20 protein-coding genes and 1 pseudogene are annotated in these 24,563 nt (G+C 63.5%); 10 read left to right on the forward strand and 11 right to left on the reverse strand.

The genetic code is table 11. From position 1 onward, the window contains the following. Positions 1-105 precede the first annotated feature (105 nt). Together ACMGF8_RS04590 and ACMGF8_RS04595 are read right to left on the reverse strand one after the other, a co-directional pair. On the reverse strand, positions 106-1,317 hold the full coding sequence (locus ACMGF8_RS04590; RefSeq protein ID WP_207166786.1) for a YeeE/YedE family protein: 1,212 nt from the start codon (positions 1,315-1,317) through the stop codon (positions 106-108). Positions 1,318-1,357: 40 nt separating this feature from the next. Beyond that, positions 1,358-2,908, reverse strand: a complete 1,551-nt coding sequence (locus ACMGF8_RS04595; RefSeq protein WP_416758835.1) for a PLP-dependent aminotransferase family protein — start codon at positions 2,906-2,908, stop codon at positions 1,358-1,360. A gap of 102 nt (positions 2,909-3,010) precedes the next feature. Between ACMGF8_RS04595 and ACMGF8_RS04600 the strand changes: the two genes are divergently transcribed. From ACMGF8_RS04600 to ACMGF8_RS04610, 3 genes are read left to right on the forward strand one after another with little or no spacing between them, the layout of a single operon-like run. Next, positions 3,011-3,634, forward strand: coding sequence for an FMN-binding negative transcriptional regulator (locus ACMGF8_RS04600; protein WP_207166787.1), 624 nt, complete (start codon positions 3,011-3,013; stop codon positions 3,632-3,634). 30 nt (positions 3,635-3,664) lie between these two features. Beyond that, a complete protein-coding gene (locus tag ACMGF8_RS04605) occupies positions 3,665-4,111 on the forward strand; it encodes a GNAT family N-acetyltransferase (RefSeq protein WP_102862360.1) in 447 nt (148 codons plus the stop codon). Between the two features lie 19 nt (positions 4,112-4,130). Further along, the gene (locus ACMGF8_RS04610; protein ID WP_102862361.1) at positions 4,131-4,802 is read left to right on the forward strand and encodes a GNAT family N-acetyltransferase; all 672 of its coding nucleotides are present in this window, start codon (positions 4,131-4,133) and stop codon (positions 4,800-4,802) included. A 185-nt stretch (positions 4,803-4,987) separates the two neighbouring features. On the opposite strand, the gene ACMGF8_RS04615 is transcribed toward ACMGF8_RS04610, so the two are convergent. Further along, positions 4,988-5,887, reverse strand: coding sequence for a homocysteine S-methyltransferase family protein (locus ACMGF8_RS04615; RefSeq protein ID WP_102881354.1), 900 nt, complete (start codon positions 5,885-5,887; stop codon positions 4,988-4,990). A gap of 110 nt (positions 5,888-5,997) precedes the next feature. Between ACMGF8_RS04615 and ACMGF8_RS04620 the strand changes: the two genes are divergently transcribed. Then, on the forward strand, positions 5,998-6,819 hold the full coding sequence (locus ACMGF8_RS04620) for an ABC transporter substrate-binding protein (protein ID WP_250329703.1): 822 nt from the start codon (positions 5,998-6,000) through the stop codon (positions 6,817-6,819). Further along, the gene (locus ACMGF8_RS04625; protein WP_207814938.1) at positions 6,816-7,652 is read left to right on the forward strand and encodes an amino acid ABC transporter permease; all 837 of its coding nucleotides are present in this window, start codon (positions 6,816-6,818) and stop codon (positions 7,650-7,652) included. The genes ACMGF8_RS04620 and ACMGF8_RS04625 overlap by 4 nt, the downstream gene beginning before the upstream one ends. 90 nt (positions 7,653-7,742) lie before the next feature. On the opposite strand, the pseudogene ACMGF8_RS04630 reads toward ACMGF8_RS04625, so the two are convergent. The 4 genes and pseudogenes from ACMGF8_RS04630 to ACMGF8_RS04645 form a co-directional block, all read right to left on the reverse strand. After that, positions 7,743-8,006 (reverse strand): annotated as a pseudogene (locus ACMGF8_RS04630) (helix-turn-helix domain-containing protein); the annotation flags it as partial. Further along, positions 8,003-9,277, reverse strand: a complete 1,275-nt coding sequence (locus tag ACMGF8_RS04635) for a HipA domain-containing protein (RefSeq protein ID WP_102862535.1) — start codon at positions 9,275-9,277, stop codon at positions 8,003-8,005. The gene ACMGF8_RS04635 and the pseudogene ACMGF8_RS04630, both read right to left, overlap by 4 nt. A 270-nt stretch (positions 9,278-9,547) precedes the next feature. Beyond that, positions 9,548-11,356: a sodium-extruding oxaloacetate decarboxylase subunit alpha gene (gene oadA, locus ACMGF8_RS04640; protein ID WP_102862366.1), complete on the reverse strand. Its 1,809-nt coding sequence runs from the start codon at positions 11,354-11,356 to the stop codon at positions 9,548-9,550. A gap of 11 nt (positions 11,357-11,367) precedes the next feature. Next, entirely contained in the window at positions 11,368-12,783 is a 1,416-nt protein-coding gene (locus ACMGF8_RS04645) for an acetyl-CoA carboxylase biotin carboxylase subunit (RefSeq protein WP_025131542.1), read from the reverse strand. Between the two features lie 189 nt (positions 12,784-12,972). Here ACMGF8_RS04645 and ACMGF8_RS04650 point away from each other — a divergent pair, with 189 nt between their 5' ends. After that, complete coding sequence (locus ACMGF8_RS04650) at positions 12,973-13,935, forward strand: LysR family transcriptional regulator (protein WP_102862367.1); 963 nt, start codon at positions 12,973-12,975, stop codon at positions 13,933-13,935. Here ACMGF8_RS04650 and ACMGF8_RS04655 read toward each other — a convergent pair. The 3 genes from ACMGF8_RS04655 to ACMGF8_RS04665 all read right to left on the reverse strand — a co-directional run bounded on the left by ACMGF8_RS04655 (position 13,877) and on the right by ACMGF8_RS04665 (position 18,094). Further along, positions 13,877-14,089 (reverse strand): PA3496 family putative envelope integrity protein, encoded by a 213-nt coding sequence (locus ACMGF8_RS04655; RefSeq protein ID WP_081002137.1) that lies wholly within the window; start codon positions 14,087-14,089, stop codon positions 13,877-13,879. The genes ACMGF8_RS04650 and ACMGF8_RS04655 overlap by 59 nt on opposite strands. A 106-nt stretch (positions 14,090-14,195) precedes the next feature. Beyond that, the gene (gene hexR, locus ACMGF8_RS04660; RefSeq protein WP_011064325.1) at positions 14,196-15,062 is read right to left on the reverse strand and encodes a transcriptional regulator HexR; all 867 of its coding nucleotides are present in this window, start codon (positions 15,060-15,062) and stop codon (positions 14,196-14,198) included. 167 nt (positions 15,063-15,229) lie between these two features. Next, complete coding sequence (locus tag ACMGF8_RS04665; protein ID WP_102862368.1) at positions 15,230-18,094, reverse strand: EAL domain-containing protein; 2,865 nt, start codon at positions 18,092-18,094, stop codon at positions 15,230-15,232. A gap of 246 nt (positions 18,095-18,340) precedes the next feature. On the opposite strand from ACMGF8_RS04665, the gene uvrD reads away from it, so the two are divergent. The 4 genes from uvrD to ACMGF8_RS04685 all read left to right on the forward strand — a co-directional run bounded on the left by uvrD (position 18,341) and on the right by ACMGF8_RS04685 (position 22,667). Then, positions 18,341-20,524: a DNA helicase II gene (uvrD, locus tag ACMGF8_RS04670; RefSeq protein ID WP_011064327.1), complete on the forward strand. Its 2,184-nt coding sequence runs from the start codon at positions 18,341-18,343 to the stop codon at positions 20,522-20,524. Positions 20,525-20,625: 101 nt separating this feature from the next. Beyond that, on the forward strand, positions 20,626-21,066 hold the full coding sequence (locus ACMGF8_RS04675) for an EamA family transporter (protein ID WP_060841802.1): 441 nt from the start codon (positions 20,626-20,628) through the stop codon (positions 21,064-21,066). Positions 21,067-21,247: 181 nt separating this feature from the next. Then, positions 21,248-22,123 (forward strand): Tim44 domain-containing protein, encoded by an 876-nt coding sequence (locus ACMGF8_RS04680; RefSeq protein WP_102862371.1) that lies wholly within the window; start codon positions 21,248-21,250, stop codon positions 22,121-22,123. A gap of 136 nt (positions 22,124-22,259) precedes the next feature. Beyond that, positions 22,260-22,667, forward strand: coding sequence for an SMI1/KNR4 family protein (locus ACMGF8_RS04685; protein WP_102862372.1), 408 nt, complete (start codon positions 22,260-22,262; stop codon positions 22,665-22,667). A gap of 51 nt (positions 22,668-22,718) precedes the next feature. Here the strand turns inward: ACMGF8_RS04685 and ACMGF8_RS04690 are convergent, their stop codons facing one another. Beyond that, a complete protein-coding gene (locus tag ACMGF8_RS04690) occupies positions 22,719-24,482 on the reverse strand; it encodes a cation:proton antiporter (RefSeq protein WP_102862373.1) in 1,764 nt (587 codons plus the stop codon). Positions 24,483-24,563: the final 81 nt, after the last annotated feature.

A 24,563-nucleotide genomic window follows, 5' to 3' on the forward strand; every position in this document is an offset into this window, starting at 1 on the left:
CAAGCCCAAGAGCGGTTTCCCGGTTCTGCCTGATACACCGCAACCGTCGGCGTTACGAGCGCTGCGCGGCCGAGCGGGAGCAAGCTCCCTCGCCACGAAAAGTGGTTAGCAGCCGCTGAGGCCTTGGGGGCTGCGCTCTTCGGCGAAGAACCAGGGCCGCAGACGCACGCCGACGCCGTTGCCGATAAAGGCCGCCACCAGCCACAGCCAGCCATGCAGGCTGCCGGAGGCGATGCCGCTGAAGTAGGCGCCGATGTTGCAGCCATAGGCCAGGCGCGAACCGTAGCCCAGCAGCAGCCCGCCAATCACCGCCGCCACCAGGGAACGGGTGGGGATTCTCAGGTTGGGGGCAAAACGTCCCGCCAGTCCCGCTGCCAGCAAGGCCCCCAGGACGATGCCGATGTCCATGACGCTGGTGATGTCCTGCCACACCGGGGCGGCCAGGGCCTTGGCGTTTGCCGCGCCCTGCCAGAACACCCAACTGCCCACGTCCACGCCCAAGCCACTGGCGACTTTCGCGCCCCACAGGGCAAAGGCCGAGGTGATGCCCCACGGGCGCCCGGCCAGGGCCAGGGTGGCGAAGTTGAGCAACGCCAGGGCCACCGCGCCCCAGACCAGCGGCCAGGGGCCGCGCAGCAGGCGGCGCCAGCCCTGGTGCTGGCTGGCGACCGGGGCTTCGAGGCTGCCGTAGCGGCGTTTTTCCAGGGTCTGGGTGAGCAAGGCGATCAGCGCGAACAGGCACAGGCTCAAGCCCAGGGCCGGGCCGACGCCGAAGCTCTGGACGATGGAGATCGGTGGCAGCGACGGCAAGGCAAACCACCAGTCCACATGATGGGTGGCAATCAGCGAGCCGCAGATGAAGAACGCCAGGGTCACCAGCATTCGCGCATTGCCGCCGCCGACGGTGAACAGGGTGCCCGAGGCGCAACCGCCCCCCAGTTGCATGCCGATGCCGAAAATGAAGGCACCGAAGATCACCGACACCCCGGCCGGCGCCACCAGCCCCACCACCGGCTGGCCGAACAGGCTGCCCGCCCCCAACGCCGGGAAGAACAGCAACACCGCCAGGGCCAGCATGACCATCTGCGCGCGCAGGCCAGCACCGCGCCGATCGCGGATAAACACCCGCCAGGCCGAGGTGAAACCGAAGGCGGCGTGGTACAGGGTGAGCCCCAGGGCGGCACCCAGCAGTAACAGCAGCACCTGTCGCGCCCCCACCTGGGTCTGCAGGAACAAGGCACCGCCCACCAGGAGCAACAAGGCGAACAGCGGAGCGCCGAACTTGCGTTCAGGCGCCAGGGAGAGGGTCTGGCTCATGAGGGCTCTCGGGCAGGAAAAGGCCCGCGAGTATACCCCGTCAGACCCGCCAGGCCTGACGCAGGCGGCCCAGGGCGGCCTGGATATCGGCCTCAGGCACCGCGGCGAAGCCCAGCACCAGCCCAGCCCGTTGGTCCTCGGGCAACCGGGTTTCCGGCAACCAGTAAGTGCTCAAGCCGTTCACCTCGACATCGACACTGGCCGCCTGCTCCAGCAGTTGCTGCTCCCGGGCCAGGCTGTCCACGCGCACTGTCAGGTGCAACCCGGCAGCCACCGTGGGCAGCGGTCCGACGCCTGGGATCGCCTCGGGCCAGCCGGCGAGCAAGGTGTTGCGCCGGCTCAGGGCGGCCCGGCGCATGCGCCGGATATGCCGCTGGAAATGCCCGGCGGCCATGAACTCGGCCATCACCGCCTGGGTGCTGACCTCGGAGTGGCGCACGTCCACCGCCCGACGCTGGGCGAAGGCCTGCACCAGATTCGGCGGCAGCACCAGGTAACCCAGGCGCAAGGCCGGGAACGCCACCTTGCCGAAGGTGCCGACGTAAATCACCCGGCCCTGCCGGTCCAGCGCCGCCAGGGGGGCCAGGGGCGCGCCGCTGTAGCGGTACTCGCCGTCGTAGTCGTCCTCGACGATCCAGCCGCCGCTGCGCTCGGCCCAGGCCAGCAGCTCCAGGCGCCGGGCCAGGCTCATGATCACCCCGGTGGGGTACTGGTGGGACGGGGTGACATAGGCCAGGCGGCAGGTGGGCAACTGCTCCAGCTGACGGCAGTCGATGCCCTCCTGGTCCACCGCCACGCCCTGCAACTGCGCCCCGGCCACGGCGAAGGCGTGACCGGCCGCCCGATAGCCGGGGTTTTCCACAGCCACGCTGTCGCCGGGCTCCACCAGCAGCTGTGCACAAAGGCTGATGCCCTGTTGCGCGCCACTGGTGATCACAATTTGTTCAGCGCTGCATTGCAGCCCACGGGCACTGCGCAGGTAAGCGGCGATCAGGCTGCGCAGTCGCGAATCGCCAGCGGAATCGCCGTAGCACAGCTGCTGCAGGTCCGGCCTGCGCCAGAAAGCCGCATTCAGCTTGGCCCAGACCTCGAACGGGAACAGATCGAAAGCCGGCACGCCGACCCGGAAAGCCCGCGGCGGGCCACTGGGTGGCGTGCTCAGATGATGCTTTTGCAGGCGCTGCACACCACTGCTGTGGATAACTTTACTGGATGCATCACCAGTTATTTCGGTCGATTTTGTGGATAAACCTGTGGGTAAGCCTGTTGACAACCCTGTGGATACTTTTGTGGATAGTTTTTTGATGGGTAAGCGGGTTTCTGGCAATTGGGCCACGTAGGTGCCATCGCCGACCCGGCCTTCGATAAAACCCTCGGCATACAGCTGGTCATAGGCGCGCACCACGCTGTTGCGGGAAATCCCCAATGCCGCCGCCAGATCACGGCTGGCCGGCAAGCGTGTGCCGCTGGCCAGGCGCCCGTCCAGCACCCGCAGGCGCAGAGCCTGGTACAGCTGGCGGCTGAGGCCCTGGCGGCGATCCAGCTCGATCCCGGCAGGGTTGAAAGAAAGCGGAGGCAAAGCACTGTTCATCGAGGCGCCCCAGGGATTGGACCCACAAAATAGACCAAAGATGGCTCTTACAACGAACCATTAGCCTGCCTAGGATGCAGCCACTCGCCAAGGATTTTTTCCATGTACCTACCGCGCGCTTTCGTCGATGAAGACCTCCCCCGCCTGCAGGGCGTGATCCAACACAGCCGCCTGGCGACCCTGGTGACCTGGGGCGCCCTGGGCCTGCAGGCTAGCCACGTACCACTGCTGCTGGACCCCGAACAGGGGGCCAATGGCACCCTCTACGGACACTTGGCCAAGGCCAACCCACAGTGCGCCGAGCTCGCCAGTGGCGCCGAAGCGTTGCTGATCTTCATGGGCGAGGATGCCTATATCAGCCCTTCGTTCTATCCGAGCAAGGCCGAACACGGCAAAGTGGTGCCCACCTGGAACTACGTGGCGGTGCACGCCTATGGCCAGCCGGAGGTCTTCACCGACCCGCAGCGGCTGCTGCAGGTGGTAAAGGGACTGACTGAACGTCACGAGGCCGGTCGCCCGCAGCCGTGGAAGGTGGCCGATGCCCCGGCCGACTACATCGACGGCATGCTCAAAGCGATTGTCGGTTTCGCCCTGCCGATCCAGCGCCTGGAGGGCAAGCGCAAGCTCAGCCAGAACCGCAATGCCGAAGATATCGCCGGGGTCCGCGACGGTCTGGCGGCCAGCGCCGACCCGCGTGACCAACACCTGTCGCAACTGATGGGCTGAGTGCCCGCCCAGAACAATAAAGGAGCTTTCATGAGCCAGATCCAGATCCGCCCGGTTACCACTGCCGACCACGCCGCCTGGCTGCCGTTGTGGCAGGCCTACCTGCGCTTCTACGAAACCGAACTGGCGGACGCCGTGACCCAGAGCACCTGGCAGCGCTTCCTCGATGCCCGCGAACCGACCCACGCGGCCCTGGCCTGGGACGGCGAGCGCGCCGTGGGCCTGGTGCATTTCATCTACCACCGCTCCAACTGGAGCATCGAGAACGCCTGCTACCTGCAAGACCTGCTGGTGACCCCGGACCAGCGCGGCACCGGCGTCGGCCGCCAGCTGATCGAGTTCGTCTACGCCCAGGCGAAACAGGACGGCTGCGCCAAGGTGCATTGGCTGACCCACGAAACCAATGCCACGGCCATCCAGCTCTACGAGCGCATCGCCGAGCGCCCGGGCTTTATCCAGTTCCGCAAACCCCTCTGAACCCGCAAGGAGCCACTGCATGTCGATTTCTCTCGCCGACTGGAAAGGCGTTCCCGCCCCTTCGGCCACCCTGCTTGAAGGGCGCTTCATCCGTTTGCAAAGGCTCGACCCGGCGCGCCATGGCGACGAGCTGTTCCAGGTGCTGCAAGGCCCGGACGCCGACCCCGTACTGTGGAACTACCTGCCTTATGGCCCCTTCCCCGAGCGTGCGGCGTTCGATGCCTGGCTCGCTAACCACGCCCTTGCCAGTGACCCGTATTTCTTCACCGTGATCGACCGCGCCAGTGGCCAGGCCCAGGGCCTGATCAGCCTGATGTCCATCGTCCCGGCCCAGGGCCGCATCGAGATCGGCCACGTCACCTTCGGCGCACCGATGCAGCGCTCGCCCAAGAGCACCGAGGCGGTGTACCTGCTGGCCAAGGAAGCTTTCGCCCTGGGCTACCGACGCCTGGAGTGGAAGTGCAACAACGACAACGCCCGCTCGCGCTATGCCGCCGAGCGTTTGGGTTTCAGCTTCGAGGGGGTGTTTCGCCAGCACATGGTGGCCAAGGGGCAGAACCGCGATACCGCGTGGTTCTCGATCCTGGACGGGGAATGGCCGGCGATCGCCAAGGGCTTCGAGCAATGGCTCAGCGATGAGAACCAGAGCGGCGCGGGGCAGCTCAAGTCGCTGGCGGAGTGTCGCGGGTAACCGTGGTTTTCGCCGGCAAGCCGGCGCCTACAAGAGGGCGGTGAGCCCGGCCTGGTAGAAGACCTGTAGCCGCTGGCGCAGGCTGCGAACGGGCTGGGCGGCACTCCGACGCAGCGGGCGCCGCCGTTGAAGGCCTCGGAAGGTCCTGCGGACCTTGGCGCAGCCTGCGGCAGCGGCTACAGGGGTCAGCCCAGTTTCTGCGCCAGCACCGCAATATGCTCAGGCCCAATGCCGCAGCAACCGCCGACATGGCTGGCACCGCGCTGGTGCCAGTCCGCCACCCATTGCAGATAACCCGGCGGGTCCAGGTCTTCGCGCAGGGGGCACAGGCCGTCGTTGGCGGTGGCATCCTCGGGCTGCGGCGGGAAGGCGTTGGCGTACACGCCGATATGGATCTGCACCCCCAGGCGCTCGAAGGTCTCGCGAGCGGCATCCACTGCCGCACCAATCACCTCCGGCTGGCTGCAGTTGAACAGCAGGGTCTGCACGCCCAACTGCGCCGCCACCGCCGCCGCTTCAGCCACCGGCTCGCCGGAACGCAGGCGCGGCACTTCATCGACCTCTTCGTCCTTGAGGGTGAAGGACAGCCAGAACGGCTTGCCATCCTTGGGCAGTCCGGCGTGGATGGCCCGCGCCTCGGCGATCGAGCTTTGGGTTTCTGCGAGCCACAGGTCCACGAAAGGCGCCAGCCCCTTAACCAGCGGGCTCAGCACTTCCTCGACCCGGGACGCATCGAACAGGTCCGGGCGATAGGAGCCAAATAGCGGCGGCAACGAACCCGCCACTCGCACCGGCTTGCCGGAGGCCTCTACTGCGCGGCGCGCCAGCTCACCGGCCAGGGCCGCTAGGGCCTGGCCTTCGGCGGCAAAACGCTCTTCACCGATGTGGAACGGCACCACGGCGTAGCTGTTGCTGGTGATCACGTTGGAACCGCTGGCGATATAGGCCGCATGCACCGCCTCCACCGCCTGGGGGTCCTCGCTCAACGCCAGGGCTGACCACTCGGGCTGCCGGAACGGCGCACCACGGCGCTGCAACTCACGACCCATACCGCCATCCAGAATTACCGTGCTACCTGCGCCCATATGCTTTTTACTCATATGCTTATGAAAATAACTCACTACCGGAGTCGTTCTTATAACTATTAAATACGCACCATTCGGTTAATAACAACTCTTTTTCAGTCAGGATTCCGATGAATTTCAAACCGCTGCTGGCCCTCGGCCTGACCCTGCTTACCGCCTCTTCCCAAGCCCTCGCCGGCGCCACCCTGGAGCGTATCGAGCAGAAAAAGGAGCTGGTCGGGGTGCTGATGGAAAGCTACCCGCCCTTCTCGTTCCTCAATGACCAGAACCAGCTGGACGGCTTCGATGTCGACGTGGCCAAGGCCGTGGCCGACAAGCTCGGCGTCAAGCTGCGCCTGGAAACCCCGTCCTGGGATGTGATCGCCGCGGGACGCTGGAGCGGACGCTACGACATCTGCATCTGCTCCATGACCCCGAGCAAGGCTCGCGCCGAAGTCTTCGACTTCCCGGTGCAGTACTACGCCTCGCCGGCGGTGATTGTGGTCAACGCCAAGGATGATCGTATCCATAGCGCCAAGGACCTGAGCGACAAGAAGGTCGGCCTGACCGCCGCCTCCAGCTACGAGAGCTACCTGAACAAGAGCCTGGTGATCGAAGGCGCTGAAGACACCCACCTGCAATATCCCTTCGAGAACGTACAGATCGCCCCCTACGACACCGACAACGTGGCCTTCCAGGACCTCGGCCTGGGACCGGGCGTGCGCCTGGATGCGATCCTCACCAACCTGGTCACCGCCCAGCCACGGCTGACCCAGGATGCGCGCTTCAAGCTGGCCGGCGAGGCGCTGTACGCCGAGCCCAACTCGGTGGCCATCGAGAAAGGCGATGCCCAGTGGAACGCCAAGGTGCGTGAGGTCTTCGCCCAGCTGAAGCAAGACGGCACCCTGAGCAAGCTGTCGCAGAAATGGATCGGCGCCGATATCAGCCAATGACTGCCTACACGCCACCGCCTCAGCCACCGCAACCGGTGGCTGAACCGCTGCTCAAGCGTCTGCTGGGCTTTCGCACTCGTCTGTACCTGACCTGGGTGGCGTTGCTGGTGCTGTTCGCCAGCTTCTTCCTGAGCTTCGACCTGAAGTTCTCGATCATCCTCGACAAGCTGCCGAACCTGCTGGGCCTGCACCTGTCCCCCAGCGGCTTTCTCCAGGGCGCGGCGCTGACCCTGTTCCTCTGCGCCTGCTCCATCGTCGCCTCGTCGCTGCTGGGCTTTGTCACCGCCCTGGCGCGCCTGTCTTCCAGCGCCGTGGCCTTCGGCATCGCCAGCTTCTATGCCTCGTTCTTTCGCGGTACGCCGTTGCTGATCCAGATCCTGCTGATCTACCTCGGCCTGCCGCAACTGGGGGTGGTGCCGGGCGCCATTACCGCCGGGATCATCGCCCTGTCGCTGAACTACGGCGCCTACCTCAGCGAGATTTTCCGTGCCGGCATCCTTGGCGTGCCCCACGGCCAACGCCAGGCGGCCCTGGCCCTGGGCATGAGCGACAGCGTGATCTTCTGGCAGGTGACCCTGCCCCAGGCCATGCGCACCATCATCCCGCCGGCCACCAACCAGTTCATCTCGATGCTCAAGGACTCGTCGCTGATCTCGGTGATGGGCGTCTGGGAAGTGATGTTCCTGGCCCAGTCCTATGGCCGTTCCAGCTACCGCTACATCGAGATGCTCAGCACCGCGGCGCTGATCTACTGGCTGCTGTCCATCGGCCTGGAACTGATCCAGGCACGGATGGAAAAGCATTACGGCAAGGGCTACGCCAAACGCGGCTAAGGCTCAGGCAAGCGTCGAAGGCCCGGGAATAACCGGGCTTCTTGCCGAGTGCTCAAGTTCATCGAGCAGCGAACGGGCGCGGCTGGTCTTCTGCACCTTCACCACCCCCATCTGCAGGCCGAACGGCTTGAACACCGCAGTCAATGACTTGAAGGTCGGGTTGCCGTCACCGTGTTCGATGTGGATCAGGGTGCGCAGGGAAATCCGGCACATCCTGGCAAACTGGCTCTGATGCAGCCCAGTGACTTCAGTGCGCAGGCGCTTGACCGCGTCGCCAAGCGACAAGCGACCGCCCGCCAGCTCCTGCTGGATGTGGTCGATCAAGGCCCCGCGTTCTTCCAGCGTCATGGTCATCGCAATCCCCACTCCTGCAGGCGTCGGTCCAGGTGGCGCAGGTGAATGCGCGGATGATTGAAGGTGGCTTCGGGCAGGCCGCCGGCACTCAACAGGTCCGGCAGGGCCCGCAGGTGTTCGGCATCTGCGCGCAGGCGCGTCAGGGCGGCCTCTGGATCCAGCAGCGGCCTGAGGCTGGCACACACCAGGCGCCAGTCGACGTCACCGGCTACTTCCATGCGTCCTGGCCATTTGGTGGTGCGGGCAATCCCCTGGTCATCCATGACCTTGGGCGCCAGGTCATGGATCGGGGCCAGGCGCACCTCTGTATCCGTGCGAACCACCGCAAGCGTGCGGCCATGATTGTCCGTGTTGCCGAGAATCCTGTTGAGCAGGTCGCGCCGCAGGTAGTCCGCCACCAGTTCAGGGATCGACGCCTCCTGGCCGGTGGCGCGCCACAGTTCGGCGAGAATCCCCAGGACCTCGGTATGACGCATGCCCTGGCCATGGCCCACCAGAGCGGCCAGGGAGTAGATCGACTCCACTGCCAGACGCTCGACTCCGGCGGGCGTTAGCCGACGGTCAAAACGCTGCATCCACAGGCTTGGCCGCCGCCCCTCTTCCAGCGCCAGCCCAGGCGCCGGGAAGGTCTCGATACCCAGCTGCTGCAGCGCCCGGTAGTAATGGAACTCGCTTCTGAGGATGTCGCAGGCAGTCGGCGAAGCCGGGTTACGGGGGAACTTCACCCACCAGTGACGCGCTGCACAAGCGTCATCGAGCAACGCATCGGGGTACAACAAGCCCTCGCGGTTTTCCGTCAGCAACAGCTTGGGCGCTTCGTCGCCGATGTTCGCCGTGCCACCAAAAGCCGCCGCCTGCTCATGGGCGTATTCCAGAAAACGGTTATCCAGGGTCACCACCTGCTCCCGGGTGAAGCCCAGGGCCGGACGCCTGTGCAGCCCTGCCAGGGACTCCTTGATCCGCAGATGGCCAATGGGCGCCGCAGTGCTTCGGGCCAGGAGGAACAACTCGCTGCCCATGCCATCGGGCCGCTCATGGCCGATCTGCCGCAGCAAAAAGCGGCGCGCCGCCGGCGTGGCGACCAGGTCATAAAGAAAGGCCGGCGCCCGCTCTTCTCGCCAGGGCTCCCAGCCCAAGGGTATCTGCGCACTGACCGAGCGGCTCAGCGGGCTGGCAACCGCGTCCAGGTTGTCCACCAGATACTGCGGGACATAACCAAAGCTGCAAGGGCTGGCAAAGCCCGCTTCGGGGTTGTCGAAACTCAGGGTCATGGCATCGGTCCACGCCCCTGCGCCGTAGAGCTGCAACGTCAGCCGGAGCATTGGGGTACCTGTCATTTGCTGCACGTGTATAGAGACTCCGCCTCAATCATCCGCGCATTATATTGCAGTTATTCCAAGCCTCCGAGCCAGTAAGTGCATCTAAAAACATTTCAATGAACTATCGGCTGCATAAAATGCATTAAATGACACTTCAAAAAAGCCAAAAAAAGGGGAGCCGTAGCTCCCCCGAGGTAAACCGTTGCAGATGAGGGCCTGAACTCAGCCCTCGATTTCGATGAGGATTTCGCCCGGGTTGACCCGGTCGCCCTTGGCCACGTGGATCGCCACGACCTTGCCGGCGACGGCCGCCTGGACTTCGGTTTCCATCTTCATGGCTTCGGTGATCAGTACCGCCTGACCTTCCTTGACCACGTCGCCTTCCTTGACCAGCACATCGACGATGTTGCCCGGCATGGTGGTGCTGACATGACCCGGGGCGCTGGCCTGTTTGCGCTTGCTGGTGCCGCCGCCGACGAACTCGTTGAGTGGCTCGAACACCACTTCTTCCGGCATGCCGTCGATGGACAGGTAGAAGTGGCGCTTGCCTTCGGCCTTGACCCCAACGCCAGTGATGTCGACGCGGTAGGTTTCGCCGTGGACATCGATGACGAACTCGGTAGGTACGCCTTCACCGCCCGGCTTGCTGACACCACCGGCTTCAGGGATCGGCAGCAACGCTTCCGGAACCAGGGTGCCGGCCTCACGCTCTTCGAGGAACTTGCGCCCGATGTCCGGGAACATGGCGTAGGTCAGCACGTCTTCCTCGGAATGCGCCAGGGCACCGATTTCGCCGCGCAGCTTGGTCATTTCCGGTTTCAGCAGGTCGGCCGGACGCACATCGATCACGTCCTCGCTGCCGATGGCCTGGCGCCGCAGGTTTTCGTCCACCTGACCCGGGGCCTTGCCGTAGCCGCCCTGCAGGTAGAGCTTCACTTCGTTGGTGATGGTCTTGTAGCGCTCGCCAGCCAGGACGTTGAAGAACGCCTGGGTGCCGACGATCTGCGAGGTCGGGGTCACCAGCGGCGGGTAGCCCAGGTCGTGACGCACCCGCGGGATCTCGGCCAGCACTTCGCCCATGCGGTTCAGCGCGCCCTGCTCTTTCAACTGGTTGGCCAGGTTGGAAATCATCCCGCCCGGCACCTGGTTGACTTGCACCCGGGTATCGACCGCGGTGAATTCGCTTTCGAACTGGTGGTACTTTTTGCGCACGGCGTAGAAGTACAGGCCGATCTCTTGCAGCAGCTCCAGGTCCAGGCCGGTGTCGAACTCGCTGCCTTTAAGGGCCGCGACCATGGACTCGGTGCCCGGGTGGCTGGTGCCCCAGGCGAAGCTGGAGATGGCGGTGTCGATATGGTCGGCGCCGTTCTCGATGGCCTTGAGCTGGCACATGGCAGCCAGGCCGGCGGTGTCGTGGGAGTGGATGAACACCGGCAGCGACAGCTCGGCCTTCAGCGCCTTGACCAGCTCGCCGGTGGCGTAAGGGGTCAGCAGGCCGGCCATGTCCTTGATGGCGATGGAGTCGCAGCCCATGGCTTCCATCTGCTTGGCCTGGGCCACGAAGGCCTCGATGGTGTGCACCGGGCTGGTGGTGTAGGCGATGGTGCCCTGGGCGTGCTTACCGGCGGCCTTCACCGCCTCGATGGCGACCCGCAGGTTACGCACGTCGTTCATGGCGTCGAAGATGCGGAACACGTCGATGCCATTGACCGCGGCCTTGGCCACGAAGGCTTTGACCACGTCGTCGCTGTAGTGGCGGTAGCCCAGCAGGTTCTGGCCACGCAGGAGCATCTGCAGACGGGTGTTGGGCAGCGCCGCGCGCAATTGGCGCAGGCGCTCCCAGGGGTCTTCCTTGAGGAAGCGCACGCAGGCGTCGAAGGTCGCGCCGCCCCAGACTTCCAGGGACCAGTAGCCGACTTTGTCGAGCTTGTCGCAGATCGGCAGCATGTCTTCGGTGCGCATTCGAGTCGCCAGCAGCGATTGGTGGGCGTCGCGCAGGATGGTGTCGGTTACATGAATCTTCTTGGACATTGTTTTATTCCTCACAGGCCTGCGTGGGCGGCGATGGCGGCGGCGATGGCCAGGGCCAGCTCTTCGGGTTTGCGCTTGATCGAGTAGTTGGTCAGTTCCGGATGGCTTTCAACGAAGCTGGTATTGAACTGACCGCTACGGAATTCCGGGTTACGCAGGATTTCCTGGTAGTAGGCGGCGGTGGTCTTGACCCCTTGCAGACGCATGTCGTCGAGGGCGCGCAGGCCACGGTCCATCGCCTCTTCCCAGGTCAGCGCCCAGACCACCAGCTTCAGGCACATGGAGTCGTAGAACGGCGGAATGGTGTAGCCGGTGTAGATCGCCGTGTCGGTGCGCACGCCGGGTCCGCCGGGGGCGTAGTAACGGGTGATCTTGCCGAAGCTGGGCAGGAAGTTGTTCTTCGGGTCCTCGGCGTTGATCCGGAACTGCAGGGCAAAACCACGGTGGTGGATGTCTTCCTGCTTCACCGACAGTGGCAGGCCCGAGGCGATGCGGATCTGCTCGCGAACGATGTCGATGCCGGTGATCTCCTCGGTGATGGTGTGCTCCACCTGCACCCGGGTGTTCATCTCCATGAAGTACACCTCGCCCTCGGCGAGCAGGAACTCCACGGTGCCGGCGTTCTCGTAGCCCACGGCCTTGGCCGCGCGCACCGACAGGTCGCCGATGTAGGCGCGCTGTTCCGGGGTCAACTGCGGGCTCGGGGCGATCTCGATGAGCTTCTGGTTACGGCGCTGGATCGAGCAGTCGCGCTCGAACAGGTGCACCACGTTGCCAAAGCTGTCGCCGAGGATCTGCGCTTCGATGTGCTTGGGATTGACGATGCATTTTTCCAGGAACACTTCCGCCGAACCGAAGGCCTTGGTGGCTTCGGAAATCACTCGGGGGAACGCCTGCTCCAGCTCTTCACGGCTGTTGCAGCGACGGATGCCGCGGCCGCCACCACCGGAGGTGGCCTTGAGCATCACCGGGTAGCCGATGCGGTCGCCCTCAGTCAGGGCTTCATGGATATCCGCGACGTTGCCTTCGGTACCCGGGGTCACCGGCACGCCGGCCTTGATCATGCTGCGGCGGGCTTCAGTCTTGTCGCCCATGCGGCGGATGACTTCCGCCGACGGGCCGATGAATTTGATGCCACGTTCGGCGCAGATGTCCGCCAGTTCGGCGTTTTCCGAAAGAAAACCATAGCCGGGATGCAAGGCATCACAGCCGGTTTCCACCGCCAGGTTCACCAGCTTGCGGGGGTTCAGGTAGCCGGCCAGCGGCTCGGCGCCAATGCTGTGGGCCTCATCCGCACGCTTTACATGCAGGGCATGGCGATCAGCGTCGGAGAAGATCGCTACCGAACGGATGCCCATCTCGGCGCAGGCACGCACGATTCGTACGGCGATCTCACCACGGTTGGCGATCAGGATCTTTTTTATCACTTGGAGGTTCCCTTGAGCCGTTGGAACAAACGACCCGCTAGACCGAGTCGGCGCGTGACCAAATGTTTCAAGTCAGTCGCCGCGTCACACTAGCTCTGCAGAGGGATTAACAAAAATCAATAATTATTGGGTTGGGCATAAGTAAAGACTTATAGTTGTGCTACCAGCCCTTGGCGCGAGCACTAAAAAATGCGTAAGTCCTTGATGAGACTGACATTACGTCAGTTGCAGATTTTCAATGAAGTCTGCGATCTACGCTCCTACAGCCGCGCCGCCGATGAAATGAATCTCACCCAGCCCGCGGTCAGCCTGCAGATCCGTCAGTTGGAGGAGCTGATCGGCCAGCCGCTGTTCGATTACGTCGGCAAGAAGCTCTACATGACCGAAGCCGCCGAGGCCCTGCAACGGGCCAGCCGGGACATCTTCGGGCGCCTGGAAAACCTCGACATGCAGCTCTCGGACATGCAGGGCTCACTGCAGGGCCAGCTCAAGCTGGCGGTGGAATCCAGCGCCAAATACTTCGTCCCGCACCTGTTCGCCGCCTTCAAGCGCCAGCATCCGGAAGTCCACCTGCAACTGACGGTGGTCAACCGCTCCCAGGTGATCCGCCGCCTCTCGGACAACCGCGATGACCTGGTGATCATGTCCATGGTGCCCCAGGACATGGAGCTGGAATTCCTGCCGTTTCTCAACAACCCCATCGTCGCCGTGGCGCCGCCGGATCATCCCCTGAGCCACATGGGTCCGCTGCGCCTGCAGGACCTGGAGCCCTACACCCTGGTGCTACGCGAGCCCGGCTCGGGCACCCGCCTGGCCTGCGAGGAGTACTTCAAGGAGAAGCGCGTGCACTTCACCCAGATCCTCGAAGTGTCGTCGGCGGAAGCTCAGCGCGAGTGCGTGCGGGCGGGTCTGGGCGTGGCCTTGCTGACGCGCCACGCCCTGAACCTTGAGTTGGCGACCGGCGGCTTGATCGAGTTGCCGGTCGAAGAGCTGCCATTGCTTCGCAGCTGGTGCCTGGTGCAGGCCAAAGCCAAACGCCTGTCACCGGTAGCGCATGCGTTCCTGGGATTCATCCGCAGCGAACGCGTGCAGATCAGCGGGCTGGTTGAACGCTTCGACGGGAAGCCGCGGGTGCCGCCTGCCAGTAATTGACGGCCTCAAGCTCGGGGTAATCGTTGATTTGCTGCTGCAACTGACGCAGCTCGAAGCGGTGTTCGATCGCACGACGAAATTCCATGCGGCGCTGATCTTCCTGCTGACGACGGGTCTTGACTGCGCTGTTGCTCTCTTCGTAAGGCCGGGCCATTTCGAGTCTCCCAATGCGAGTACGGGAGCTTCACGATGGACGTCGGCGGTTACGGTTTGGCGGCGGGTCGGTTACAGGACGATGAACATTCGCCCCTCTCCAGGAATCAGTCGTCCAGGGCTTTGACCGACTTGGGCGACAGACGCAGGCTGCGAAGGCTGCGCTTGACGCTCTTGAGGTGGTTCACCAGGCTCGGCCCGCGGGCCATGGCCACGCCCATGGCCAGCACGTCGATCACCACCAGGTGGGCGATACGCGAGGTCAGCGGGGTGTAGATCTCGGTGTCTTCGTGGACATCGATGGCCAGGTTGACCGTGGACAGCTCGGCCAACGGCGTCTGGCTCGGGCACAGGGTGATCAGCGAGGCGCCGCTTTCACGCACCAGGTTGGCGGTGATCAGCAGGTCTTTGGAGCGCCCGGACTGAGAAATACAGATGGCCACGTCGGTAGGCTTCAAGGTCACCGCCGACATCGCCTGCATGTGCGGGTCGGAATAGGCCGCCGCAGTCAGCAGCAGGCGAAAGAACTTGTGCTGGGCATCCGCCGCCACCGCGCCAGACGCGCCAAAGCCGTAGAACTCCACGCGCTGGGCCTGGGACATGGCAGTCACCGCCTGCTGCAGGGCCACCGGATCGAGCTTCTCGCGCACTTCCATCAGGGTGTGCAGGGTGGTGTCGAAGATCTTCAGGCTGTAGTCAGCGACAGAATCGTCTTCATGGATCGCGAACTGGCCAAAGCTGGCACCGGCGGCGAGGCTCTGAGCCAACTTGAGCTTCAGGTCCTGAAAACCGGAGCAACCGATGGCCCGGCAGAAACGCACGATGGTCGGTTCGCTGATGCCCACGCTGTGGGCCAGGTCCGCCATGGAACTGTGCATCACGGCCGCAGGATCAAGGAGCACGTGATCGGCGACCTTGAGTTCCGATTTGCGTAACAAATGACGTGACTGGGCGATGTGCTGCAACAGGTTCAAAGGGCTGGACTCATTGTTATTGGCTGACGCCGGGGATGTAGCAAGCTTGTAGTTATACTACAGGAATCGTCTTTTTGCCTGTTCAATGCATCATCAATTTGCCGGCCTGCCCCCCATTTTCAGCCGGGTACGACTTATGTAGCCGTTGTGGCTGGCGTCGCCGCCCACTAGCGAGACTGGGCCTGCAACAGCTGCGCGAGCGCTTCGGCATTCACCGGACGACTGATCAGGTAGCCCTGCACTTCATCGCAGTGTTCGGCCCGCAGGAAGGTCAACTGCGCCGGGTCCTCGACCCCCTCGGCCACCACTTTCAGCGACAGCCCGTGCGCCATGGCAATGATTGCCCGGGTAATCGCCGCATCCTCGCCACCTTCGGCAAGGCCACGGATAAAGGCCTGGTCGATCTTCACGTAGTCCACCGGAATGCGCTTGAGGTAGCTCAGGGACGAGTAACCCGTGCCGAAGTCATCGATGGCCAGCTTCACTCCCAGATCACGCAGTTGCTGGAAGGTCGCGATGATGTGCTCGACGCTGTCCAGGAGCTGGCTTTCAGTCAGTTCCAGCTCGAGGAAATGCGGCTCCAGGCCGGTTTCTTCCAATACCTGGCGCACCAGGCTCACCAGCTTGCCTTGGCGCAGTTGATACACCGACAGGTTGACCGACACCCGAATCGGCTCCAGCCCCTGGCGCTGCCAGTCGCAGGCTTGGCGACAGGCCTGACGCAACACAAACTCGCCGATGGGCCCGATCAGCCCGGTCTCTTCCGCCAGGCCGATGAAGTCCCCCGGCGGCACCCGGCCCATGGTCGGGTGATCCCAGCGCACCAGGGCTTCGGCAGCATTCAGCAGGCCCGTGGCCAGGCATAGCTTGGGTTGGTAGAACACCATCAACTGGCCTTCTTCGATGGCCTTGCGCAGCTGGTTCTCCAGTTGCAGACGCTCCAGGGTGCTGGCCTGCAGGCTCTCGGTGTAGAACTGGAAGTTGTTGCCGCCCAGGTGCTTGGCGTGGGCCATGGCCATGTTCGCCTGACTGACCAAAGCCGCAATCTCCCGGGCGCTGTCCGGCAGCATGCTGATGCCCATGGAGGCGCTGACCACCAATTCATGGCCATCGACGGTGATCGGCAGGCGCAGCTTGCTCAGCAGCCGGGTCGCCACCCGCGTCAGGCTCGACAGGCTGCCGTAGGCGTCGAACAACACAGCGAACTCATCCCCGGACAGCCGGGCGATGGTGTCGGCCTCCGGCAGGGCATTGACCAGTCGTCTGGACATCTTCTGCAGCAACTGGTCGGCCACTTCATGGCCGAGGCTGTCGTTGAGCAACTTGAAGCGATCCAGATTGATGTGCAGCAAGGCCAGGCTGCGGCCGCCCTGGCGTACCCGTTGGTGGGCCTCGCCCAGGCGCTCGCGAAACAGGGAACGGTTGGCCAGCCCGGTGAGTTCATCGTAGTGAGTGAGGTAGCGCATGCGCTCCTCGGACTCGCGCCGAGCCGATAGATCGGCGAAGAAGCCCACGATGTGGCGGATTTTCCCTCGTTTATCCCGCACGACATTCAATTGCAGCCATTGCGGATAGAGCTCGCCGTTCTTGCGGGTCTCCACCAGCTCGCCCTGCCAACTGCCGTGTTGCTCCAGGGCCTGATGAATCAACGGGTAATGCCGGCGGGCATCGCGGCTACAGGACAGTTCCACCACATTGCGCCCGAGCATGTCCTCGATCTGATAGCCCGTGACCTGGCTGAAGGCCTGATTGGCAGCGATCAGGGCGTACTCGGGGTCGAGGATGACGATGCCTTCACTGGCCGCCTCGAACACTGTCGCCGCCAGATTGCGCTGCACCTCCACTTCCTTGTCGGCGCTGATATCCCGCCGCGTGCCCACCATGCGCAACACCCTTCCACCAGGACTGCGCTCCACCGCCCTGCCCCGGTCCTCGATCCACACCCAATGGCCATCGCCATGACGCACCCGGTACTCCACCTGGTAATCCTCGCTGCGGCCCTTGAGATGCTCCACCAGGGCACGTTTGAGCAGCGGCAAATCCTCGGGGTGCAGGCGCGGCTTGAGATGGCTGAGCATCGCGGTGACGTCTTCGGGTTCCAGGCCAAACAGTTCCTTGATCTGGGTGTGATGGATTTCGTCGGTCTGCAGGTTCCAGTCCCAAAGTCCCAGCTCGCTGGCATTCAGGGCCAGGGCCAGGCGCGCCTCGCTCTTGCTCAGGGCCTGGTTGGCCTGGTCCAGCTCCAGGCTGCGCTGGGCCACCCGCTGCTCCAGTCCCGCCTGGGCTTCACGCAATTGTTCTTCGGCCCGTCGGCGCTGTTCGATCTCACGGGCCAGCTCGCGGTTGAGCTGGCTGCCGCGGCTCTGGGCATCCTGCAGATGCTCGATCAGCGCCTGATTCTGAAAGCGCCGCAACAGGCCTCGCTGAATCAGGCGGTTGACCTGCCAGGCCACCACGCTCAGGGATACCAGGAGAATCAGCCCAAGCCAGCCCCAGCCGCGCTGCTGATCGTCTCCGCCCCAGAACAGATAGGCGATGGCCGGCAACAGGCAGGGCAATGTGAAGGAGAGAAAGGCCTGCAGGCTGACCGCGTAGGCCACGCTGGCGGAAAGAATCGCCGCGCCGATCAGGCCGAAAACCCAGGCCTGCTGCAAAAAGCTGTCGGTGGGCACCAGGGCGATGCCGGCGCAGGCCAGGGTCAGGCCACTGACCGCCGACCCCAGAAGAAACATGCGCTGCCAGATGGGCTGCGCCTGGCGACTGGGAATCGCCGAGTCGAACGCCGCCACCTGGATCACCCGCAAGGCCACCAGGGCCAGCAGCCAGACCATCCACACGCTGAGCAACAGATAGCGCGCCGGACTCCAGAGCAACCAGGTGCACACCAGACCGTTGAGCAGCATGAAAAGGGTCGGCAGCAGCGAGCCCTGATACAGCAGGCGCGTACGCTCCACTGCCATCTCGACGGCGTAATGCTGGCGGATGCCCCCCGGCGCCATGAAGGGCCCGGACGGGTCGGGGTTAAGTGTCATAGGCAGTATTCTTATAATGTAGAGCCCGAAACGTCGGCGGAGCATACACAAGCACAAGCTCGAGCCAAACTGCTCTGGATCATAAAACCGATAAAACAAATCCCGCCGTAATCCGCCGTGCAAGTGCGCGCGCGCGAGACACCAATGGCTGCGGCCTGTGACCAACCGGTCGTCCCCGGCCGTTGTTTTATCGGCTAATGCAATGCCGGGTTTGCCCGGGGTGACGCGGCCCCCTAGAATGCCCCGATGCGCGATGATCTCTCCCTCCTGTTGAACTCCCTCAACGATGCCCAACGCCAGGCCGTAGCTGCCTCCGTGGGTCGTCAGTTGGTCCTGGCCGGTGCTGGCTCCGGCAAAACCCGTGTGCTGGTGCACCGTATCGCCTGGTTGATCCAGGTCGAGAACGCCTCGCCCCACTCGATCCTGTCGGTGACCTTCACCAACAAGGCCGCCGCCGAGATGCGCCACCGCATCGAGCAATTGCTGGGCATCAACCCGGCAGGCATGTGGGTCGGCACCTTCCACGGCCTGGCGCACCGCCTGCTGCGGGCCCACTGGCAGGAAGCCGGCCTGAGCCAGACCTTCCAGATCCTCGACAGCGACGACCAGCAACGCCTGGTCAAGCGGGTGATCCGCGAGCTGGGCCTGGACGAGCAGCGCTGGCCGGCCCGTCAGGCCCAGTGGTTCATCAACGGACAGAAAGACGAAGGCCTGCGCCCGCAACACATCCAGGCCAGCGGCGATCTTTTCCTGGCCACCATGCGCGGCATCTATGAGGCCTATGAGGCCGCCTGCCAGCGCGCCGGAGTCATCGATTTCTCCGAGCTGCTGCTGCGCGCCCTGGACTTGTGGCGCGACCACCCGGGCCTGCTGGCGCACTACCAGAAGCGCTTCCGCCATGTGCTGGTGGACGAGTTCCAAGACACCAACGCCGTGCAGTACGCCTGGCTGCGACTGCTGGCCCAAGGTGGCGACAGCCTGATGGTGGTGGGCGACGACGACCAGTCGATCTACGGCTGGCGCGGAGCGAAGATCGAGAACATCCATCAGTATTCCGCCGACTTCCCGGACACCGAAGTGATCCGCCTGGAGCAGAACTACCGCTCCACCGCCGGCATCCTCAAGGCCGCCAACGCCCTGATCGCCAACAACACCGGACGCCTGGGCAAGGAACTGTGGACCGACGGCGGCGACGGCGAAGCCATCAACCTGTACGCCGCCTTCAACGAGCACGATGAAGCCCGCTATGTCGTGGAAACCATCGAGAGCGCGCTGAAAACCGGCCTGGCCCGCAGCGACATCGCCATTCTCTACCGCTCCAACGCCCAGTCCCGGGTGCTGGAAGAAGCCCTGCTGCGCGAGCGCATTCCGTACCGCATCTATGGCGGTCAGCGCTTCTTCGAACGGGCCGAGATCAAGAACGCCATGGCTTACCTGCGCTTGCTGGAAGGCCGGGGCAACGACGCAGCCCTGGAACGGGTGATCAACGTTCCAGCCCGGGGCATCGGCGAAAAGACCGTCGAAGCCATCCGCGAACACGCGCGCCACAGCGATGTGTCGATGTGGGAAGCCATGCGCCAGCTGGTGGCCAATAAAGGCCTCACCGGTCGTGCGGCCGGCGCCCTCGGCGCCTTCATCGAGCTGATCGAGAACCTGGCGGCCAAGACCCTGGAAATGCCCCTGCACCTGATGACCCAGACGGTGATCGAGCAGTCAGGGCTGATCGCCTACCACGAAGCGGAAAAAGGCGAGAAAGGCCAGGCCCGGGTGGAAAACCTTGAGGAACTGGTGAGCGCCGCGCGCAACTTCGAGAACACCGAAGAAGACGAGGACCTGACGCCGCTGGCGGCCTTCCTCGGCCACGCGTCCCTGGAAGCCGGCGATACCCAGGCCGACGAGCACGAAGACAGCGTGCAACTGATGACCCTGCACAGCGCCAAGGGCCTGGAGTTCCCCTACGTGTTCCTGGTGGGCATGGAAGAAGGCCTGTTCCCGCACAAGATGAGCCTGGAAGAACCCGGCCGCCTTGAGGAAGAACGCCGTCTGGCCTACGTCGGCATCACCCGGGCGATGCAGAACCTGGTGATGACCTATGCGGAAACCCGTCGCCTGTACGGCAGCGAAACCTACAACAAGGTGTCGCGCTTCGTCCGCGAAGTGCCCAAGGGGCTGATTCAGGAAGTGCGCCTGTCCAACAGCGTCAGCCGGCCTTTCGGCGGTGGCCAGTCGCAGAGCACCAGCAGCCTGTTCGGCGGCAGCGAGATTCCGGACACCGGCTTGAGCCTGGGCCAGGCGGTGCGGCACTCGGTGTTCGGCGACGGGGTGATCCTCAACTTCGAAGGCGCCGGTGCCCAGGCCCGGGTCCAGGTCAACTTCAGCGAAGGCAGCAAATGGCTGATGCTCGGCTACGCCAAGCTGGAAGCCATCTAACCCGACCCTAGGCGCCGGCTTGCCGGTGAAGCTCACTGGCGCACCACCTCTTCGCCAGCAAGCCGGCTCCGCCAGGTCAGTGCAGAAAAGGCAGCGCGAACATGGGTTCAGGCTTTTTTTCCTCGTGGACATTCTGGGCGCTGCTCTCGGCAACTTTCGCCGCTTTGACGGCGATCTTCGCCAAAGTCGGGATAGAAAACGTCAATTCAGACTTCGCCACCCTGCTGCGCACCGTGGTGGTCCTGGTCAGCCTGGCCTTGATTTTGTACGCAACGGGCCAATATCAGTCCCTGGGATCGATTTCCACCAGGAGCTATCTGTTCCTGCTGCTGTCGGGACTGGCCACCGGGGCCTCCTGGCTGTGCTACTTCCGCGCCCTGAAACTCGGCCCGGCCTCTCTGGTGGCGCCAGTGGACAAGCTCAGCGTGGTGTTGGTCGCAGTCATCGGCGTGGCCCTGCTGGGCGAGAAACTCGATCTGCGCCAGTGGGGCGGAATCGGCCTGATCACCGCCGGCGTCGTGCTCCTGGCACTGCGTCGCTGAACGGCGACGCAATTGAACCAAAGCCGCGTCCTTGAGGACAAAAAACCTATCGGCGAGCATGCCGGCGAACGGAGCTGAACCGAGCCTGTCAGGCAAAAGCCCGAAACATTATGCCGCTCGCTACTGACACTTCACCTGTGCAATATGGCGCGCGTGCCATCCACAAATGGGAACCCCCTTTATGAAACGTTTTCTTAGCATCGCCATGGCGCTGTGCATCGGCCTGACGATGAGCCTCGACGCCAACGCCAAGCGCTTCGGCGGCGGCAAAAGCGCCGGCGCTGCCCCGACCCACCAGACTCGCCAGGCGGCGCCAACCACTCCGGGCGCGCCTGCCGCTGCCGCCACCGCTGGCGCAGCCGGAGCTGCAGGTGCCGCGGCCAAGGCCGGTGGTGCTTCGCGCTGGCTCGGCCCTCTGGCCGGCATCGCAGCCGGTGGCCTGCTGGCCTCCATGTTCATGGGTGACGGCTTCCAGGGCATGCAGATCTTCGACATCCTGATCATGGCGGTCATCGCCTTTGTGATCTTCCGCTTTATCGCCGCTCGCCGTCGCAAGCAGCAGGAGCAGTTCGCTCCAGCGGGTCACGCACCGATGCAGCGTGAAGCGTTCGAGCCTCAGCAACCGGCTGGCGGTTCGATCTTCGGTGGCTCGGCAGCCCCTGCCGCGCGCCCGGTGATCAACGCTCCGGCCTGGTTCAACGAAGAGCGCTTCATTGAAGCGGCGCGCAATCACTTCCAGTCCCTGCAGCAACACTGGGACGCCAACGAAATGGACAAGATTGCCGAGTTCGTCACCCCGCAGATGCTGCAGTTCCTGAAACAGGAACGTGCCGATCTGGGCGACGGCTTCCAGTCCACCTACATCGACAACCTGCAAGTGCAGCTGGAAGGCGTGGATGACCGTGCCGACAAGACCATCGCCACCCTGACCTTCAGCGGTGTATCGAAGACCTCGCGCTTCGACCAGGGCGAAGTGTTCAGCGAAAGCTGGAACATGGAACGCGCCCAGGGCGACAACCAGCCATGGCTGGTGGCAGGTATCCGCCAGAACGGCTGATTCATTCTGCTGTCACAGCTGTAAGGCAAAACCCCGACTCAGGTCGGGGTTTTGCATTTCACGATTGCACTTATAGCGAGCTACTGTATAAACCGCCGTCAAACAACCGCGCCATAGAGCAAAGAGGACCCAGGCCGTGGAAGAAGTCATCGAACAACTCCGAGAAGCCAACGAACCGGTACCCGTCCCCCTGGAACTGCCGGACGAAGACCAACTGGTGGAAATTGAAGAACAGCTGTTCATCAATATCCCGTTCGTCTTCAAAGAGTTCCTGTTGACGGTCAGCGACGTGGTTTACGGCAGCCTGGAACCGGTCACCGTCACCGACCCGCAATCCCACACCTACCTGCCGGAAGTGGCCGCGACCGCCTGGGACCTGGGCGTGCCTCGTGAGCTGATCCCGATCTGCCAGGACGGCGACGACTACTACTGCGTCGAAGAAGACGGCACCGTGGTGCTGTGGTCCGGCGAAGAAGAGCTGATCACCGAAGAGTCCTGGGAATCGGTGTGGCACTGGGCGCGGGACGTTTGGCTGGAAAGCTGAGCCCCCGCCGTTGCAACCGGCTCGCCAGCGCCCTGCTGGCGAGCGGCAAGGTCAATGTCCGCCGTTGTCCTTGCTGTGATCGAGGGTTTCGATCAGCGCCACCTGCATCCGCGTGTGCACGCGGATGAACCAGCGCCACAACACCGCGGCCACCACCGCCGCCACCACGGCAATCAGTACCAGCAACTCCAGGGTCGGCAGGATGCTCGACGACAGCGCCGCCAACAGCAGAAAGATCACCAGTAGCGACAGGATCGGAATCACCTCGGCGATCACCCGACGCACTCGCTGGGTATGACGCCCGGCCATTTCCGCCTTGACCCCCATCTCCGCCAGCAGCATCGACAGCGCCTTGAGCTTGCGGTAGGCGGCAATCAGGAATGGCAGGGACAGCAGCAACGCTGCGCCCCAGATCAGCGCCTTCTGCCAGCTAGGATCACTGACCCATTCCTCCAGATAAGTGCCGATGCGCTTGGCGAAATAGCCGCCGGAAAAGAAGATCGCCACCACCAGCGCCAGATTCACCCCCACTTGCAGCAGGATCTTGCGGATCATCGACGCCAGCAATGCGCCCTCCCCCTGAGGCTGGATACTGCGCAACCACTCCCCATACATGCCCAGCACCCGGCTCAGGCGTTGAGGCAGGACTCCAGCCAGCTTGTGCGACAAAGGATCGGCCGCGCGAATCAGATAAGGCGTGAGCAAGGTGGTGATCGCCGACACGGCAACCGCGACCGGATAGAGAAAATCGCTGGTGACCTGCAGGGTCATGCCCAGGGCGGCGATGATGAACGAAAATTCGCCAATCTGTGACAGGCCCATCCCGACTCGCAACGAGGTCCGTCCATCGTTACCCGCGATAAAGGCGCCCATGCCGCAGGACAGCATCTTGCCCAGCACCACTGCCACGCTGATCACGGCGATGGGCCAGGCGTATTGCAGAAGGATCTGCGGGTCGATCATCAGACCGATGGCGACAAAGAAGATGGCACTGAACAGGTCACGAACCGGCTCGATCAGCCGTTCGATCTTCAGCAACTGACGGGACTCGGCCATGATCGCGCCAATCAGGAAGGCGCCCAGGACCATGCTGTACTCCAGCTTCACCACCAGCAGGCAGAAGCCGAAGCACAGCCCCAGCACCGTGATCAGCAGCATCTCGTTGCTGTCGAACCTGGCCACGTAGGCCAAGAGGCGCGGCACCAGCAGAATGCCGATCACCAGCGCCACGATCATGAACAGCGAAAGCTTGCCGACGGTGGAGAACACATCGCCGGAACTCACGGTGCCACTGACCGCAATACTCGACAGCAAGGCGATGATGCCGATGCCGAGAATGTCTTCGACGATCAACACACCGAAGATCAGCTGGGCGAAGCGCTCGTTCTTCATCTTCAGGTCGTTGAGCGCCTTGACGATGATGGTGGTGGAGGAAATGGCCAGGATCGCTCCGAGGAACAGCGAATCCATGGTGCTCCAATCGAACCAGCGACCGATCTCGTAGCCGATCCAGATCATCAGGACGATTTCCAGGAACGCCGCGATAAACGCCGTGGCGCCCACCTTGAACAGCTTGCGCAGGCTGAATTCCAGCCCCAGGCAGAACATCAGGAAAATCACCCCAAGCTCGGCCAGGGTCTTGATGGTCTGTTCGTCGTGGATCAGGCCGAACGGCGGTGTGTGGGGACCGATGATGAAGCCAGCGACGATGTAGCCCAGCACCACAGGTTGCTTGAATCGATGAAAGAGAATGGTCACTACACCTGCGACCAGCATGATCACGGCCAAGTCCTGAATGAAGCTGATGGCATGCATGGACGGGGTTCTCCTTGAACGCTGGGCGGCGCAGATCGCCTAAAAAGAAAAATCTGATCAGTACAAAGAAATATCCAAAAT

Source organism: Pseudomonas sp. BNK-7 (genome assembly GCF_048072025.1).
GTDB classification, from domain to species: Bacteria; Pseudomonadota; Gammaproteobacteria; order Pseudomonadales; family Pseudomonadaceae; genus Aquipseudomonas; species Aquipseudomonas danubii.

What these genes read in the sequence shown, in the direction of transcription:
- ACMGF8_RS04650 (WP_102862367.1), top strand. Translation starts at nt 12,973, where the DNA reads ATGCGTAAGTCCTTGATGAGACTGACATTACGTCAGTTGCAGATTTTC.
- ACMGF8_RS04600 (WP_207166787.1), top strand. Translation starts at nt 3,011, where the DNA reads ATGTACCTACCGCGCGCTTTCGTCGATGAAGACCTCCCCCGCCTGCAG.
- ACMGF8_RS04595 (WP_416758835.1), bottom strand. Translation starts at nt 2,908, where the DNA reads ATGAACAGTGCTTTGCCTCCGCTTTCTTTCAACCCTGCCGGGATCGAG.
- ACMGF8_RS04665 (WP_102862368.1), bottom strand. Translation starts at nt 18,094, where the DNA reads ATGACACTTAACCCCGACCCGTCCGGGCCCTTCATGGCGCCGGGGGGC.
- ACMGF8_RS04620 (WP_250329703.1), top strand. Translation starts at nt 5,998, where the DNA reads ATGAATTTCAAACCGCTGCTGGCCCTCGGCCTGACCCTGCTTACCGCC.
- ACMGF8_RS04590 (WP_207166786.1), bottom strand. Translation starts at nt 1,317, where the DNA reads ATGAGCCAGACCCTCTCCCTGGCGCCTGAACGCAAGTTCGGCGCTCCG.
- ACMGF8_RS04680 (WP_102862371.1), top strand. Translation starts at nt 21,248, where the DNA reads ATGAAACGTTTTCTTAGCATCGCCATGGCGCTGTGCATCGGCCTGACG.
- ACMGF8_RS04690 (WP_102862373.1), bottom strand. Translation starts at nt 24,482, where the DNA reads ATGCATGCCATCAGCTTCATTCAGGACTTGGCCGTGATCATGCTGGTC.
- ACMGF8_RS04615 (WP_102881354.1), bottom strand. Translation starts at nt 5,887, where the DNA reads ATGGGCGCAGGTAGCACGGTAATTCTGGATGGCGGTATGGGTCGTGAG.
- ACMGF8_RS04625 (WP_207814938.1), top strand. Translation starts at nt 6,816, where the DNA reads ATGACTGCCTACACGCCACCGCCTCAGCCACCGCAACCGGTGGCTGAA.
- uvrD (WP_011064327.1), top strand. Translation starts at nt 18,341, where the DNA reads ATGCGCGATGATCTCTCCCTCCTGTTGAACTCCCTCAACGATGCCCAA.
- ACMGF8_RS04605 (WP_102862360.1), top strand. Translation starts at nt 3,665, where the DNA reads ATGAGCCAGATCCAGATCCGCCCGGTTACCACTGCCGACCACGCCGCC.
- ACMGF8_RS04675 (WP_060841802.1), top strand. Translation starts at nt 20,626, where the DNA reads ATGGGTTCAGGCTTTTTTTCCTCGTGGACATTCTGGGCGCTGCTCTCG.
- ACMGF8_RS04635 (WP_102862535.1), bottom strand. Translation starts at nt 9,277, where the DNA reads ATGACCCTGAGTTTCGACAACCCCGAAGCGGGCTTTGCCAGCCCTTGC.
- ACMGF8_RS04655 (WP_081002137.1), bottom strand. Translation starts at nt 14,089, where the DNA reads ATGGCCCGGCCTTACGAAGAGAGCAACAGCGCAGTCAAGACCCGTCGT.
- oadA (WP_102862366.1), bottom strand. Translation starts at nt 11,356, where the DNA reads ATGTCCAAGAAGATTCATGTAACCGACACCATCCTGCGCGACGCCCAC.
- ACMGF8_RS04610 (WP_102862361.1), top strand. Translation starts at nt 4,131, where the DNA reads ATGTCGATTTCTCTCGCCGACTGGAAAGGCGTTCCCGCCCCTTCGGCC.